This window comes from Xanthomonas populi (assembly GCF_002940065.1).
Taxonomy (GTDB): domain Bacteria; phylum Pseudomonadota; class Gammaproteobacteria; order Xanthomonadales; family Xanthomonadaceae; genus Xanthomonas; species Xanthomonas populi.
The window spans coordinates 23218-37939 of the sequence record NZ_MDEJ01000008.1 but is presented as its reverse complement, the minus strand read 5'-3'; the positions used below and the strand labels follow the sequence as shown (position 1 = coordinate 37939).

Here is a 14722-nt window from a genome sequence, read left to right as displayed (position 1 = left end):
GCAACTCGGCTGCGTGGATCGATCAGGCATGAAAGGAATGATGGGCGAGGGCGCGTTCAGTGATTTGCCGTGCTTGGGCATCGGCAGAAAGAAGGGTGTCGAGGGTGTCGGCATTGTGCCGTGGGAGCGTTGTCAGTGTGTGTTCGACCAACGCTTGGATCGCTAGGAAACCCACTTTGCCCTGAAGAAAGGCTGAAACAGCCACTTCGTTGGCCGCGTTCAGGATCGCTGGCGCGGTTCCACCGGCCTCCAGCGCTTCCCAGGCCAGCCGCAGGCACGCAAAGGCGGCCGTGTCTGGCGCCTCGAAATCAAGTCGCCCCTGGGTCAGTAGGTCCAGCCCGGCAACGCCCGATTCGACCCGCTCCGGCCATGCCAGACCGACCGCCAGGGTGGTGCGCATGTCCGGCAGGCCAAGCTGGGCCAGGGTAGAGCCGTCGATGAATTCGACCAGCGAATGCACCAGGCTTTGCGGGTGTACCAGTACATCGATCTGCGCGCCGGGCAGGCCGAACAGGTGATGCGCCTCGATGACTTCCAGGCCCTTGTTCATCAGCGTGGCCGAGTCCACCGAAATCTTCGGGCCCATCGACCACTTGGGGTGCGCGACGGCTTGCGCGGGCGTGACTGCGGCCAGCGCGGCGCGGTCCCAACCACGGAACGGGCCGCCGGAGGCAGTCAGGATCACCCGCCGCACCCCGCGGCTGGCATCGCAGGAACGCAGACACTGAAAAATCGCGCTGTGTTCGCTGTCGATCGGGATGATCTCCGCGCCAGCGGTCGCTGCAGTACTGGTCAGCAACTCGCCAGCCAGCACCAGCGATTCCTTGTTGGCCAGCAGTAGGCGCTTGCCGGCGCGCGCGGCGGCAAGCGTGGACGGCAGTCCAGCCGCTCCCACAATCGCCGCGACCACGGTATCGCAGGCATCGCTACCGGCCAATGCATCCAGCGCTTCGCTGCCGGCATGCGCCTGTGTCGCCAAACCTGCCGCACGCAAGCCATCGCGCAACGCCGAGTAAAGCGTTGCCTCGGCAATCACCGCATGCGCGGGCCGATGCGTGACGCATAGCGCCAGCAACTCGTCGACCTTGCTGCCGGCCGACAGCACGCTGGCGCGCAGCCGCTCCGGGTGGCGCGCGATCACGTCCAATGCCGACGCACCGATCGAGCCGGTTGCGCCGAACACGGCGACCTGACGGAGAGAGGAGCCAGCCATGCCTAGAATCCGAGAATTTCCTTGCCGAGTGCGAACACCGGCAGAGCGGCGAGCACGCCGTCGATGCGATCCAGCACGCCGCCGTGGCCCGGAATCATCGTGCCCGAGTCCTTGGCGCCTGCGTGGCGCTTGAGCAGGCTCTCGAACAGATCGCCCAGCACCGAGGCCAGCACCGCAATGGCGGAGACCAGAATCAGCTGCGGCACATGCGCAAGCGTCAGACCGGCCAGCCAGCCGAACGCGCAGGCCACCGCGATGCCGGCGACCATCCCGCCGAGCAGGCCTTCGATGGTCTTGTTCGGGCTGACCCGCGGCGCCAGCTTGTGCTTGCCGAACGCGCGGCCGGCGAAATAAGCGCCTGAATCGGCCGCCCAAACCATGGTCAGCGCGGTCAGCAACCACAGACTGCCCTTGTCCGGATTGGCATGCAGCAGTACCAGCGCGGCCCAGCCCGGCAACACCGCCAGCGTGCCGGCGGCCAGCTTGATTGCACGCGCCTGGCCGTTGTTGTGGTCGGCGCCAAAGGTGAAAAAGCGCAGCCATAGCAACGCCAGCAGCCACCAGGCCACGCCCACCAGCGCGGCAATCTGGAACAGCACCATGGAGCCGGCCGAAGCCCACACCAGCAGCACCATCAGCAGCAGATTGAGCATCAGCAGTACGGTGCGCGGCAGGCTGTCGTCGATGCCGGAGAGCTTGAGCCACTCCCACAAGCCGGTCAGGAACAGGATCGCCGCCAGCGCTGCCAGCCATTGCGTCGGCAGCAGCACGATCGCGCAGATGGCGAGCGGCGCCATGATCAACGCGGCAATCACGCGGGTCTTGGTCATGCGGAGGAGCTCTCAGTCGCCTTGTCGGCGATCTGGGCGCTGATCAGGCCGAAGCGACGTTCGCGCCCGGCGTAGTCGTTCAGTGCCTGCTGCAGCACAGTGGCATCGAACTCCGGCCACAGGGTTTCGGTGAACCACAGTTCGGTGTAGGCAAGCTGCCACAACAGGAAATTGCTGATGCGGGTGTCGCCACCGGTGCGGATGAACAGATCCGGCGCCGGCAGGTCGGCCAATGCGATCCGGCTGGCCAGCAGGGCTTCGTCGATCTGCTGCGGCTGCAGGCGACCGGCAGCCACTTCTTCGGCCAGCGCACGTGCGGCCAGCGCGATGTCCTGGCGGCCGCCGTAGCTGGCGGCAATGCTCAATACAAGGCGCGAGTTGGTGGCGGTGATGCGTTCGGCGCCGGCCATGCGCTCGCGCAGCTGCGCGTCAAAGCGGCTGCGATCGCCGATGAAGCGCACTTGCACGCCACGCCGTTGCAGTTCGTCGACCTCGCGATCGAGCGCATGCAGGAACAACTTCATCAGCGCGTCGACTTCCTCCTGCGGGCGCCCCCAGTTTTCGCTGGAGAACGCAAACAGGGTGAGTGCGGAGACGCCTTTTTCCAGGCAGAAATCGATGGTGCGATTGACCGCGCGCGCGCCCGCGCGATGACCGATCATGCGCGGACGTAGCCGACGCTGCGCCCAACGCCCGTTGCCATCCATGATGATGGCAATGTGGCGTGGCACGGCCGCAGCGGAGGGTTCTGGATGCATGGCAGGCGATGCCACGATCAGACCGTCATCAGTTCCTGTTCCTTGCCCTTGACGACCTCATCCACATCCTTGATGGCCTTGTCGGTGAGCTTCTGGATGTCGTCTTCGGCGCTGCGCGCTTCGTCTTCGGTGACCGCCTTGTCCTTGAGCAGATCCTTGATCTGCTGGTTGGCATCGCGACGGATGTTGCGGATGGACACCTTGCTGTCTTCGCCTTCGCCATGCACGGACTTGCTGAGCTCCTTGCGGCGCTCCTCGGTCAGCGGCGGCAGGTTCAGACGGATCACGGTACCCACTACGGTCGGGGTCAGGCCCAGATCCGAGGCATAAATCGCTTTTTCGACGTCCTTGATCATGCCCTTGTCGAACAGGCTAATGACCAGCGAGCGGCCTTCGGAGACGCTGATGCTGGCGACCTGATTGAGGGGGGTGTCAGTGCCGTATGCCTTCACCTTGATGTTGTCCAGCAGCGCCGGAGAGGCGCGGCCGGTGCGCACGGTGGTCAGGGAATGGCGCAGAGCATCGATGCTCTTGGTCATGCGCGTGAGCGCGTCTTGTTTGATCTGGTTGAGCATCGCCGGAATCCGTGTGGAGCTGAATCCCGGGATTATAGCCGGGACTGCGTTTTGAGACTTGCCGGCTGGCAGAGTCCTGCGCAGCCGGTTCACCCGTGGCGCCGCTTCACACCGGGAGCCGCTATCGGTCAGGCGTCAACCCAGTCCCAGTCCCTGGCGCTGCGCTTTACGATCCCCGATTTCCCAATCCCGATTCCCTACCTCAGCTACGGCCCTGAACCAGCGTGCCGATCTGCTCGCCATGCAGAATGCGCAGCAGCACGCCGGGCTCGCTCATGCCGAAGATGCGCAGCGGCAGGTCGCTGTCGCGTGCCAGGGCGAAGGCGGCGGTGTCCATCACTTCCAGGCCCTGCATGATGACCTGGTCGTAGGTCAGGCTGTCGTAACGCACCGCATCGGGGTGCTTCTTCGGGTCCTTGTCGTACACGCCGTCGACCTTGGTTGCCTTGAGCAGCAGGTCGGCGCCGATCTCGATCGCGCGCAGCGCCGCGCCCGAGTCGGTCGTGAAGAACGGATTGCCGGTGCCGGCGGCGAAGATCGCGATGCGGCCCTTTTCCAGATGACGGATCGCGCGACGGCGGATGAAGTCTTCGCAGACATCGTTGATCTTGATGGCGCTCATCACGCGCACCTTGGCGCCGAGCTTTTCCAACGCGTCCTGCATCGCCAGTGCGTTGATCACGGTGGCGAGCATGCCCATGTGGTCGCCGGTGACGCGGTCCATGCCGCTGGCGGCCAGGCCGGCGCCGCGAAAGATGTTGCCGCCGCCAATTACCAGCGCAACCTGCGCGCCGGCTTGCTGCGCTTCGATCACTTCATGGGCGAGGCGATTGATGACTTTGGGGTCGATGCCGTAATCCCCGTCTCCCATCAGCGCCTCCCCGGAAAGTTTGAGAAGAATGCGACGATAGGGAAGTGCAGACATGGGGAAACCTCGGTGTGGGGAATCGGCAAACGCCGGCAAGTCTAGCGGAAGCCTGTCACCGGGCGTGGTAAAAATTCGCTTGTCGGTGGTGACGTGATGCGTTGCTCAGTGCGCGCGCGGTGGCTGCGGTGCCGGTACATCGGTCGCATCGTAGGCGGTGACACGGTTGCGGCCGTGATGCTTGGAGCGATACAGCGTGCTGTCGGCAGCGTGCAATAAATGCTCGATGCTCTCGAACTGGCGGTCGCCGCCGCCATGCGTGGCCAGTCCTGCGGAGAAGGTGATATGCAGTGGTCCGCTCTGCAATTGCGCCATCGGCGTGCGTGCGGTTTCGACCAGGATGCGCTCGATCGCCATCAACGCTGCTTCGGCTGCAGTGTTGGGCAGGATCACCAGAAATTCTTCACCGCCATAGCGTGCGACCAGATCGCTGGTACGCACCATGCGCTGCAGTGTCTGCGCGAAGTTGCGCAGCACTTCATCGCCGATCAGATGGCCATGCGCATCGTTGACGCGCTTGAAGTCGTCCAGATCGATGAAGGCGATCGACAGCGGCCAGCTCTGGCGCGAGGCAAGCTCGAATTCGTGCTCGAGCGCAGTGCCGAGCTGATGCCGATTGAACACGCCGGTGAGTGCGTCGCGGTTGGCCTGTTCGGCCAGATGACGCATGCGGTTTTCAGATTCGTCGGCGTGCCTGCGCGCTTGGGCCACATCCTGCAACTCGCGCAGGCTGCGCAGCATCGCCAACTCGCGCGCCTGCTCGAAGATCATCTGGATGTGCTCCGGCTGCGGCACGCGGATGTCGAACAAGGCTTCCAGTTCGGGCAGCGATTCTGCGATGCGTTCGATCACTTTTTCGAAGCGTTCTGCGTCCAGCTCCAACACCTGCTGGGCCTGCTGCTGCGCGTGTTCGGTGGCGGTGACCGCGCTGGCCGACTGCCAGATATCGGCCAGTCGCCCGGACAGCGCGACACAGGCCATGAACGGTTCCAGGCTGGCCGGCTCTTGTTCGCTTTGCGCGATCGCGTTCTGCAGATACGGCGGCAACTGCCATTGATGCGCAAGCCAGGCACCGACTTCGGCGTGGGTCGCGCCCAGGTGCTCGCGTTCTGCTTTCAGCAGCGAGGTGTTGTCTGGCGCTTGTTCCAGCAGCGGCGCATACAGCGCCGGTGCGCCTTGCAGCAGGGCAAGCTTGCCGATGTCCTGCAGCAGGCCGGCCAGCATCAATTCTTCGGGTTTGCGGATGCCGTAGGCCTGCCCGAGGATGCGGCTGGCCAGTGCACACAAGCCGGCACGACGCCAGATACGATCGTGCAGCGGATGCGCAGTGAAGGTGCTGCGCACGCCATGCACCATCGAAAATCCCAGTGCCAGACTCAAGGTGGCGTTGAGGCCGAGCATGGTCAGCGCCTGGCCGAGGTTGTCGATGCGGCGACGGCTGGCATACAGCGGCGAATTGGCCACGCGCATCATGCGTGCGCTCAATGCCATGTCCATGCCGATGACATTGGTCGTGGTGGTCATGTCCACGTCTGGGTCTTGCGCAAGTTCGATGATGCGCAGCGCGACGCCCGGAGGCGATGGCAGGTTGCGGCAGTAGTGCAGGGCGGCTTGGAGGTCTGGTTGCATGATTCATCGCCGTCGTTTGTTGCAAGCATACAGCCGGGTTCGCCGAATAAGCGGCGCGCGGGCGGGACGTTCATTTAGATCGGCTATTCGATCGGCTAATAAACGACTGCGCTCACCGCCAGACGGGCGCGGCCGGTGCTCGGTGCGGCATGTACCACGTGTGCACTGGGATCCTGAGCGCGCCGTCCGCGCCCAACTTGACGACAGCTCGCCACGTTTTGTTGGCTGCTCTGCGTCGCAGTGCGTTGCCTGGAACGAAAAGAGCCGCAGCGAGCCGCGGCTTTTTTCGTCAACGGTTGCGGAAAATCAGGCCAGGCCGGCCTGCTTCATCACTTCGGCGGCGTAGTCTTCCACCACCTTCTCGATGCCTTCGCCAACGGCCAGGCGCTGGAAGCCGATCACCTCTGCACCGGCAGCCTTGACGGCCTGCTCGACGGTCTGGTCGGTGTTCAGTACGTACGGCTGACCGTACAGCGTCACTTCGTTGATGATCTTGCTGATCTTGCCGCTGATGATCTTTTCCAGGATGTCGGCCGGCTTGGACTTGTCCTTCTCGGACATCTTGGCCAGTTCGATTTCCTTTTCCTTTGCAACGAACTCGGCCGGAACATCGGACGCCTTGACGTGCGGCGGATTCATCGCAGCGATGTGCATGGCGATGCCGCGTGCCAGTTCGATGTCGCCACCCTTCAGCTCGACCAGCACGCCGATGCGGCCACCGTGCACGTAGGCCGCAACGTTGTTGGCGCTGTCGATACGGACCAGGCGACGCACCTGCAGGTTCTCGCCGACCTTGGCGATGACCGCAGCGCGACGTTCTTCGATGGTCTCGCCGCTGTCGAGTTTGACGCTCTTCAGCGCTTCGGCATCGGCTGCCTCCGAGTGCAACGCGGCGGTGGCCACGGTCTCGGTGAAGGCCAGAAAATTCTCGTCCTTGGCGACGAAGTCGGTCTCGGAATTGATTTCGACCAGCACCGCCTTGCCGCCAGCCTGTACGGTGGCGATGCGGCCTTCGGCGGCAACGCGGTCGGCCTTCTTGTCGGCCTTGGCCAGACCCGACTTGCGCAGCCATTCGGCAGCGGCGTCGATGTTACCCGCGTTTTCGACGAGTGCCTTCTTGCACTCCATCATGCCGGCGCCAGTGCGCTCGCGCAGTTCCTTGACCAGGGAAGCAGTGATTTCCATGGAATTACCTCGTTTGGACGAATGCATGCGGCGGAGATGTTCCGCCAATTAGGAGACGGCGCAGCGTGCTGGCCGCCCCCGTAGATGTCTTCAGTGGCCCGAGCGACGGGACGCCATGGTTCCGTCGGGGCTGCGGCCGCACAGCATGGTGCGGCCGCATTGCAGGCCGATTACTCGGCAGCAGGAACAGCAGGAGCAGCGGCGGCGGTAGCGTCAGCCTTCTTCTCGGTCTTCTCAGCCTTCTTGGCCGGAGCGCGACGGCCCTTGCCTTCGTCGGCGGAGTCGGCCGAAAACTCTTCTTCGCGCACGGATGCGGAGTTCGGCGCAGCGGCCTTGCCTTCCAGCACGGCGTCGGCGGCGGCGCGTGCGTACAGCTGCACGGCGCGGATGGCGTCGTCGTTACCCGGGATGGCGTAGTCGACCAGGTTAGGGTTGTAGTTGGTGTCGACCACGGCGATCACCGGGATGCCGAGCTTCTTGGCTTCCTTGATGGCGATGTCTTCGTGGCCGATGTCGATCACGAAGATCGCGTCGGGCAGGCGGTTCATTTCCTTGATGCCGCCCAGCGAGGCGTCCAGCTTCTCGCGCTCGCGACGCAGGCCCAGCACTTCGTGCTTGACCAGCTTATCGAAGGTGCCATCTGTCTCGGCCGCTTCCAGTTCCTTCAGGCGGGCAACCGACTGCTTGACGGTGCGGAAGTTGGTCAGGGTGCCGCCCAGCCAGCGCTGGGTCATGAACGGCATGCCGCAACGCTCGGCTTCTTCCTTGATGGACTCGCGCGCGCTGCGCTTGGTGCCAAGGAACAGGATGGTGCCGCGCTTCTGAGCGATCGAGGACAGATAGTTCATCGCGTCGTTGAAGAGCGGAACGGTCTTCTCGAGGTTGATGATGTGGATCTTGCCGCGCGCGCCGAAGATGTAAGGCGCCATCATCGGGTTCCAATAACGGCACTGGTGGCCGAAATGGACGCCTGCTTCCAGCATCTGACGCATGGTGACTTGGGGCATTGAAGTAACTCCTGGTAGCGGAATCGCCGTGCGCGGCTGTTGTTTAAAAATCCGCACATGGATGTGCGGGCTTTTGCGAGGGACTCGCATCGAACGCACAAACGATTCCGGGGTTGGGCTTCCCTGTCGCCTCCGTGTCGAACCCCTCGCAGGGCACCCCGGCACGGATGGCGGCGGCAGGTGAGAATTCGTCGGTGACGTCCGACGTGAACGACGCAATGCGTAAAGGCGCAAAACAGCGTGAGGAGTATAGCCGGCCAATGCGCGTCTGCACAATTGGCCGGCTTGGTAACATCCAACCGCACTGAGGCTCAGTCACTTGGGCGCCTTGAGAGGTCCATTGGAGGTGTAGATCCGTCGGGGGGCAGGGCGGCTGATCCGTTGATTGACTGGAGGGCCCTTGCCCGCCCACCATCGCGGGACACGCCGCAAGTACGTCCATGCAGGTTCTTACGCTGCATCCATGCCGCGTAAGGTCCGGCGACGGTGGGCGGGCAAGGACCAGTGGAGATCGCCGTGTGCATGGTTGCGAGCAGGCATGCAGCGCCACCGTTCTATGAGGTGCGGGTCTGATCAGCTCGGTTCGATCAGACCAATGTCACTGCTATTTCCGACACCACTCCACGCGTCAATGAAGGCGAGTGTAGCCAACACTTTGTCGCCATCGATACTGCGTTTGAGCGGTGTCGTCAGCCACTCTAAACTGCCCTATTCCCGATTCACGGCTCAAGCGCCAGCGTGGTCTCGATGTCGCTATTGATGCGTGCCACAAAGCGGCCGCTGCCGGTGGGCAGGTTGGCTGGCAGTGCCCATTGCCGGGTTTGGCCCGGCAACACGTAACCGGCCAGATCATCGCGGATGTGGCGGCGGTTGCCGCCGGCATCGATGTAGGCCAGGTCGGCCAGCCGTGCATGGCTTAGCCCGGCATTGTGCACGCTCAGCGCGCGTCCGTTGCCCTGGCCGGACAAGCTGGCTTGCAGCACCGGCTGCGGTTCGGTGGGCTGGCTGGGCAGGGCAAACACCGGGGTGGAATAACGCAGCAACTCGGTTGCGTCGCCGGTGGCGTGTTGTGTCACCACCAGTCGATAGCTGTCTTCGGTCTGCACCGGGCTGGGGCCGAGCCGGATCACCCGCAACAGCTGGCGACCTTGCGACGGGATTTCGAAATGATTCGGGCTGACCGTGGCGCCGGTGGCGGGCTCCAGCACCTCGCGCTCGCCCTCTTGCCGCCAGCGGTAGAGCTTGGCTTCGGCGCGCCACGGCAGCGCGGCCTGGTTGTAAAGCCAGACCGTTGCCTGATCGCCATCGGCAGGGATATGCGCGGTGGTCGGTGCGATGGCGATCTCGGCGGCGATGGCCGCGCCATCGACTGCGACACAGGCCAGAGCAAGCGCGAGCCAGCAAAGGAGGGAGCGTCGCGTGGTCATGGTCAAAACGCGATCGTGGTGATGCGCGCGGCGGCGGCCGGCGCCGGGCCTGCCAGTGCGCTGGCGTCCTGGCCGGTGCTGATGATGGCGGGCGTTTCGGCGGCACGGGCCGGCTGGGCGATCGCCATCGGCGTGCCCCTGGAGCAGCTGGCGCGCGGCGGCGTGGTGCTCAACTCGCAACCGCTGAGCAGGCGCAAGCCGATGTGCAGGGTGAAATTTTCCGGGCCGCGACTGGTGGCGGCATTGGCCACAGACGCGCTGCAGAACAGAGCAAGCAGCATCAGGCGCTTCAGAAGGGTGACCGGCATCATGAAGGCAATCGTTTGCATTGGAGGACGTAACAAGTAGCGACGCCCCCGATGCGAACTTTATTAACTGTCAGTAAGTGATAGAAACGGTCACCGTGTCGTTGTAGTCACCCGCAATGGGGAGTTGTGGCGCAGGTGCGCGGCCGTAAACGGTCACCGTCTGGGCGACGCCGGTGCCGGTGCCGCTGAGGGTTTCGAGCCCGATCGTGGTGCCCCAACGGCTGCCCCGGCCAACGTCTTTGTAGAGCTCATAGGCGATGTAATTGGCGCTGCTGGAGTGGCGCATGCGGCGGATGCTGCCGGTGGCATTGATGCCATCGCCCAGGCCGATGTTCCAGGCGGTGCGATTGGTGCACGACAGGCTGATGGTGGAGCTGCGGTCGATGGCGGTGTCGATGGTGCCGGCAATGCTGCCGAAATCCAGATCGGTGGTGACATAGGTATTACAGCGTGCCGGCACGTTGGCCGATGCGGTGAACGGGAAGGCGTTGCTGGCGGTCTTGGCACCGCTGCTGCCGGCCGTGCAACTGCCCGGTAGCGGTGGGATGCCGATGATGCTCTCGTTGTAGGCGTAGCGCAGCACGGTATCGGCACCGCCGAAACTGCTGGTGTGGTTGCCGACCGATAGGATCTGGCTGGCCGGAATGCGCCCGTACAGCGTAATGGTGGCCGTTTGCGAGCCGCCGGTGATCACCGGAACGCCGTAGGAAAGCGTCAACGTACGCGGCGAGGGCGCCGCCGACCCGGTGGCTCCCCAGATCTGGGTGCGCGTTGCTTCGCTGTAGATCTGGAAGTCCAGGCTATCGCTGGTGGCGTTGAGCATGCGGCGCGGCGCATACAGCCCGCTGCTGGCGCTTCCCGGCCCTAGGTCCAGGCAAAGTCTCACTTGTGCATAGCCCGCGACGCTAAGCGCGGCGGTTGCGCAGGAGACGTTGAGCGTTGCCACCGCATCGGTGGTGCCATTGGCTGCCACATTGCCGAACGCCAACGGCGTGCCCAGCGTGACGGTACACGTGGTGTCGGCATGCGCACGCTGGCTTGGTGCCAGCCATAGCATCGCGATTGCCAGTGCAAACACCAAGCGCCAGATGCGGTGCATGTTCATGGCGTTTTCTGCTCGGTGACGCATTGCAGCGGCCCCACCCGCGGAATGCCGCTCGGATTGGTAGGATAGGTGAATCGGGCGCTGCAGCGGCCCTGCGGCAAGTCGACCAGCAGGCGGTTGTCGCTCTGCAGATTGTCCAGATAGGTTTCGCCGTCGTAGCCGACCACCACGCGTTCGGTATCGCCTTCGCGCTGCACCACGCTGCCGACCGGCAGCGGGGCGCCCTGTGCGTCGTGCAACACGATGATCGCCGCACGCACGCGGGTGATGCCGAAGCGCACCGCACCCCGGATTGCTGGCGCGGCGTCACTACGGTATCGACGCGGTCCACGCGCAGATCTGCCGGCAGGTTCAAGGTGTCGATCGACAACTGGTTGCGCTGCCACGACTGCAATGGCGTGACCAACAGCGTGCCGCTCGCATCAGTCACGCCGATCAGCCGATTCTCCAGCCGTACCGGAATGCCGGCCTGGCCGTCGGTGGACACCACCGCAAACGCATCCTGGATATCGCGCGCCGCAAAGCCGCGCCCGTTCATCCACACCAGGCTGCCACTGGCACTGGCATAGCCGAAGTTGTCGCCGTCCTGGTTGGCGGCGCCGAGGTTGTAGCGGCCGACCCGGTTCAACCAGCCTAGTTCGGCCAGCCCGCCGCTGGCATCGTCGCCGGCACGCCCCTGCAGGCGCCAGCCGATGCCGCCCAGGTCGCCGTCGCCCGGCAATGGCTGGCTGATATCGGCCACAAATCCGGTGCGATTGCCGTTGCGCTGCATCGAGGCGCTGGCCTGACGCAGCTCGCCGAAGGTGGTCGATAGCGATAGATACAGGCTGCGATCGCTGCGCACGTCCAGGTTCTGGTTTCCGGACAGATTGGCGGCCCAGTTGCGCCCGAAACTGCGCGACCAGAACACGCTGACATAGCGCGAGGTGTCGCCCTGCGGATAGCTCAGCCGCACGTAGCTGGTGCCGAGCGAGCCGATCGGGTCGACGTTGACGCCGAACACGGCGCGGTCGCTGATGCGTGCCGGCAGCGCACCCTGCAGCGCGCCCAGGTCGCGATAGTCGCCGTGGGTGCGCTGGGTGCCGACATTGAAGTTGAAGCGACGATTGTTCCAGGCATAGCCCAGCACGTACTGGCCGCCGCGCAGCGCGTCCATCTGGCTATGCGCATAGGCGAGATTGAACACGCCGCCCACGCCGAGCAGCCAGATCCCGCCGGCACCGGCATTGACTACGCCGCCGCCGGCCTCGGCGTGCGCCTCGAGGGTGAAATCGTCGCGCAGGCCTTTGCGCAGCGTGGCGCTGGCGACCGTGCGCGCATCGTAGGAAAACGAGCGCACACCGTAGTCCTGGCGCAGATGGCCGATACCGGCCGACCATTCGGAAATGCCACGCGCCAACAGTTGGGGAGTGCCGTAAAACGCGAAGTCCAGCCGACGCACGCGGCCGAACGCATCGGTCACCACGATCTGTGCCTGCCCGGTGCCGCTGATGCCCGGTTGGGCGGCCAGTTGAAATGGCCCGGCCGGCACCTGGCCGCTGTACTGACGCAGGCCATCGACATACAGCTCGATGGTCGAAGGTACTGCCGCTTCGCCCAGAAAACGCGGCGTCGGCGTTAATACGCAGTAGGGCTGCAAGGCGTAATTGCGGCCGATTTGCACGCCGCCCAGGCGGATCGAACGGCTCCAGTCGACGAAGCCGCTGTAGAAATCGCCAACGGTGAGGCTGGTGGCGGTGTCCGGGAAATCCATCTTCCAGGCGCTATCCAGGCGCACCGCTTCGCTGCGCCAGCGGTCGTCCTGCGGACGGTCGTAAGCCAGAAACACAGCGGTGGTATCGACCATGCCGCGGCCGATGCCGAAGCCGCGCCATTCTGTCGCCAACGACACGCTGCTGGCGCCGGCATTGCGCGTGGCATAGACGTCGTAATTGAGCAGCATGCCCGGTGATGCGATGGCGCTGGGCGGTGCGATTTCTTCGGCTTTCAATACCGTGGTGGAGAGCGACAGTTGCGCCAGCGGCACCTGCAGCGCGAGCCGCTGCAGCGCGGCGTCGTAACGCACCTCCACATCAAGCAAGCGATCCAAATCGACCAGTTCGCCGGCATTGCGGTCGGCCAGGATGAAGCCGAGTTTGCGTAGCGTTTCGACCGATCCACGCAGGTGGCCGTCCACCAGTTCGAACGGTGCCAGGCCGCGGTCAGCCTGATTCAGGGTGACCTCCAGATACAGCGTCTGCGGTAGTACGCCGGCGCTTTGCGGTGTCTGATCGGGCTGCGAGGCAACGTCGGCCAGATCGACGGCCGCAGCGGTTCCCAGACAGGTGGCGGTCGCGAGCAGCGTCATCGCCAGCCGGGCCGTGTCACGGGGCTGTCGGCGTTGCCAACAAGGTACGTTGGTCAGCCTCACCATTGATCCTTGCGATGATGGTGCCGCGGCCGAATTGCGCCAGCGGTGCACCCAGCGACCAGCGCATGATCTGGCCGGGCAGCACATAGCCCACCAGCCCGTTCAATGCGGTCTTGGTCGCGCCATCGACCCGATGTTGCAGGTCGGCGACCTGGGCGTGCCCGTTGCCGGTGTTGCTGATCTGGATCTGCGCATTGCCGTCGCTGCCAGCAATCACTTGCGTGCTCAAGGTCGGTGTAGGCTCGGCTTTGCCGGGCGGCAGCACGAAGATCGGCACCGAGTAGCGCAGCACGAACTGCATGCCCTTGCGGTCGGCATCGGCGTTAGGCAGTTCGTCGACGATGATGCGGTAGCAGATTTCCTGACTGGTGGGCGCAGGCCCGGCGCGGATCACCCGGATCAGCTGGCGCTCGCCGGCGGCCAAGGTGCGCATCGGTGGGCTGACCAGCAGTTCCTGGGTCGGGTCGAGCTGGTCCTGACCGTCGCGCTGGGTCCAGCGATAGGCGCGGGTCTGTACTTGCACCGGCACGCTGCCGCTGTTGCTCAGCCACAGCCCGTCGGCGGCCTGTTCCGCGCTCAGGGTCAGCGAGGTGGGTGCCAATTGCAGGCTGGCCGCGCGCGCCGGCTGCAGCGGCCATCCGCCGATCAGCGCCAGCGCCAGTCCAGCCAGGATGAGCGGCGTTGGACTACGTGACGGCAGGCGGTGGTGCAGCATCATGCGTCGTGCTCACTCAGTAGAAGATCGTGGCGGTGATGGTGTCCTGGTACGCACCGGTCGCCGGATTGTTGGCGGATGGGTTGGTCACACGGCCGTAGACCGGATAGACCTGGTTGATGCCGGTGGCGGTACGACTCAGCGTGTTGGTGCCGCTGGTGCTGCCCCACACCGTGCTGCGCCCCAGGTCCTGATACAGCTGGTAGGCGATGAAGTTGTTGGTGGTGACCAGCGGGTCGGCGTTCTTCATGCGGCGAGTGGTGACGTCGTTGGCGGTGCCGGCATTGCTGCCCGCGCTCAACGCGATGTTGTACGGCGTCAGCGCAGTGCACTGCGCGGTCACGCTGCCGTTGGCGTCGGCATTGGCGGTGGAGGTGGACAGCACCGAGCCGAAGTCGACGTCCGTCGCAGACGCCGCCGTGATGGTGCAGGCCTTGGTGACGGCGATCTTGACGTTGAACGTGGTGGTATCTGCTGCGGTGGCAACGCCAATGGTCGAGAGCATGCCGAGGGAAAGCAGGACAGGGAGGACAGTACGCATGGACATTTCCTTGACCGGTCTGGTCATCGATGACGCGACGACGTGTCGCCCTGTTTGAAATGCATCAGCTGTGCCAAAAGATAACGCCTAATTC

At 64.4% G+C, this 14722-nt stretch carries 13 protein-coding genes, 1 other RNA gene and 1 pseudogene; 1 reads left to right on the top strand and 14 read right to left on the bottom strand.

Going from position 1 to position 14722, the window contains the following annotated elements; genetic code table 11:
• Positions 1 to 22: 22 nt before the first annotated feature.
• From XpopCFBP1817_RS02490 to XpopCFBP1817_RS02465, 6 genes are all read right to left on the bottom strand, one after another.
• Positions 23 to 1213, bottom strand: a complete 1191-nt coding sequence (locus XpopCFBP1817_RS02490) for a 1-deoxy-D-xylulose-5-phosphate reductoisomerase (RefSeq protein ID WP_128415843.1) — start codon at positions 1211 to 1213, stop codon at positions 23 to 25.
• A 2-nt stretch (positions 1214 to 1215) separates the two neighbouring features.
• Positions 1216 to 2043, bottom strand: a complete 828-nt coding sequence (locus XpopCFBP1817_RS02485) for a phosphatidate cytidylyltransferase (protein WP_128415842.1) — start codon at positions 2041 to 2043, stop codon at positions 1216 to 1218.
• On the bottom strand, positions 2040 to 2801 hold the full coding sequence (uppS, locus tag XpopCFBP1817_RS02480) for a polyprenyl diphosphate synthase (RefSeq protein ID WP_167393791.1): 762 nt from the start codon (positions 2799 to 2801) through the stop codon (positions 2040 to 2042). The genes XpopCFBP1817_RS02485 and uppS overlap by 4 nt, the downstream gene beginning before the upstream one ends.
• A 17-nt stretch (positions 2802 to 2818) precedes the next feature.
• Positions 2819 to 3376, bottom strand: coding sequence for a ribosome recycling factor (gene frr, locus XpopCFBP1817_RS02475; RefSeq protein ID WP_128415840.1), 558 nt, complete (start codon positions 3374 to 3376; stop codon positions 2819 to 2821).
• 202 nt (positions 3377 to 3578) lie between these two features.
• The gene (gene pyrH, locus XpopCFBP1817_RS02470; RefSeq protein ID WP_055820240.1) at positions 3579 to 4301 is read right to left on the bottom strand and encodes a UMP kinase; all 723 of its coding nucleotides are present in this window, start codon (positions 4299 to 4301) and stop codon (positions 3579 to 3581) included.
• A 105-nt stretch (positions 4302 to 4406) separates the two neighbouring features.
• Positions 4407 to 5930, bottom strand: a complete 1524-nt coding sequence (locus XpopCFBP1817_RS02465) for a sensor domain-containing diguanylate cyclase (protein ID WP_128415839.1) — start codon at positions 5928 to 5930, stop codon at positions 4407 to 4409.
• Positions 5931 to 6079: 149 nt separating this feature from the next.
• Between XpopCFBP1817_RS02465 and XpopCFBP1817_RS02460 the strand changes: the two genes are divergently transcribed.
• A non-coding RNA gene (locus tag XpopCFBP1817_RS02460) (sX9 sRNA) lies at positions 6080 to 6157 on the top strand.
• Positions 6158 to 6236: 79 nt separating this feature from the next.
• Here XpopCFBP1817_RS02460 and tsf read toward each other — a convergent pair.
• The 8 genes and pseudogenes from tsf to XpopCFBP1817_RS02420 form a co-directional block, all read right to left on the bottom strand.
• Positions 6237 to 7115: a translation elongation factor Ts gene (tsf, locus tag XpopCFBP1817_RS02455; protein WP_128415838.1), complete on the bottom strand. Its 879-nt coding sequence runs from the start codon at positions 7113 to 7115 to the stop codon at positions 6237 to 6239.
• A 170-nt stretch (positions 7116 to 7285) separates the two neighbouring features.
• Positions 7286 to 8122: a 30S ribosomal protein S2 gene (gene rpsB / locus XpopCFBP1817_RS02450; protein ID WP_128415837.1), complete on the bottom strand. Its 837-nt coding sequence runs from the start codon at positions 8120 to 8122 to the stop codon at positions 7286 to 7288.
• Positions 8123 to 8841: 719 nt separating this feature from the next.
• Entirely contained in the window at positions 8842 to 9549 is a 708-nt protein-coding gene (locus XpopCFBP1817_RS02445) for a fimbrial biogenesis chaperone (protein ID WP_128415836.1), read from the bottom strand.
• Between the two features lie 2 nt (positions 9550 to 9551).
• The gene (locus XpopCFBP1817_RS02440; RefSeq protein WP_128415835.1) at positions 9552 to 9878 is read right to left on the bottom strand and encodes a hypothetical protein; all 327 of its coding nucleotides are present in this window, start codon (positions 9876 to 9878) and stop codon (positions 9552 to 9554) included.
• Positions 9879 to 9927: 49 nt separating this feature from the next.
• Entirely contained in the window at positions 9928 to 10962 is a 1035-nt protein-coding gene (locus XpopCFBP1817_RS02435) for a Csu type fimbrial protein (protein ID WP_128415834.1), read from the bottom strand.
• Positions 10959 to 13309 (bottom strand): annotated as a pseudogene (locus tag XpopCFBP1817_RS02430) (fimbria/pilus outer membrane usher protein). The gene XpopCFBP1817_RS02435 and the pseudogene XpopCFBP1817_RS02430 overlap by 4 nt, the downstream one beginning before the upstream one ends.
• Before the next feature lie 16 nt (positions 13310 to 13325).
• Positions 13326 to 14090: a fimbrial biogenesis chaperone gene (locus XpopCFBP1817_RS02425; RefSeq protein WP_128415833.1), complete on the bottom strand. Its 765-nt coding sequence runs from the start codon at positions 14088 to 14090 to the stop codon at positions 13326 to 13328.
• A gap of 13 nt (positions 14091 to 14103) precedes the next feature.
• On the bottom strand, positions 14104 to 14628 hold the full coding sequence (locus XpopCFBP1817_RS02420; RefSeq protein ID WP_158251264.1) for a Csu type fimbrial protein: 525 nt from the start codon (positions 14626 to 14628) through the stop codon (positions 14104 to 14106).
• Positions 14629 to 14722 lie beyond the last annotated feature (94 nt).

Bases quoted from the DNA above. Each gene is read 5' to 3' on its own strand.
- tsf (WP_128415838.1), bottom strand. From the start codon at position 7,115: ATGGAAATCACTGCTTCCCTGGTCAAGGAACTGCGCGAGCGCACTGGC.
- rpsB (WP_128415837.1), bottom strand. From the start codon at position 8,122: ATGCCCCAAGTCACCATGCGTCAGATGCTGGAAGCAGGCGTCCATTTC.
- XpopCFBP1817_RS02420 (WP_158251264.1), bottom strand. From the start codon at position 14,628: ATGCGTACTGTCCTCCCTGTCCTGCTTTCCCTCGGCATGCTCTCGACC.
- XpopCFBP1817_RS02435 (WP_128415834.1), bottom strand. From the start codon at position 10,962: ATGAACATGCACCGCATCTGGCGCTTGGTGTTTGCACTGGCAATCGCG.
- frr (WP_128415840.1), bottom strand. From the start codon at position 3,376: ATGCTCAACCAGATCAAACAAGACGCGCTCACGCGCATGACCAAGAGC.
- XpopCFBP1817_RS02485 (WP_128415842.1), bottom strand. From the start codon at position 2,043: ATGACCAAGACCCGCGTGATTGCCGCGTTGATCATGGCGCCGCTCGCC.
- XpopCFBP1817_RS02440 (WP_128415835.1), bottom strand. From the start codon at position 9,878: ATGCAAACGATTGCCTTCATGATGCCGGTCACCCTTCTGAAGCGCCTG.
- XpopCFBP1817_RS02425 (WP_128415833.1), bottom strand. From the start codon at position 14,090: ATGATGCTGCACCACCGCCTGCCGTCACGTAGTCCAACGCCGCTCATC.
- uppS (WP_167393791.1), bottom strand. From the start codon at position 2,801: ATGCATCCAGAACCCTCCGCTGCGGCCGTGCCACGCCACATTGCCATC.
- XpopCFBP1817_RS02490 (WP_128415843.1), bottom strand. From the start codon at position 1,213: ATGGCTGGCTCCTCTCTCCGTCAGGTCGCCGTGTTCGGCGCAACCGGC.
- XpopCFBP1817_RS02445 (WP_128415836.1), bottom strand. From the start codon at position 9,549: ATGACCACGCGACGCTCCCTCCTTTGCTGGCTCGCGCTTGCTCTGGCC.
- XpopCFBP1817_RS02465 (WP_128415839.1), bottom strand. From the start codon at position 5,930: ATGCAACCAGACCTCCAAGCCGCCCTGCACTACTGCCGCAACCTGCCA.
- pyrH (WP_055820240.1), bottom strand. From the start codon at position 4,301: ATGTCTGCACTTCCCTATCGTCGCATTCTTCTCAAACTTTCCGGGGAG.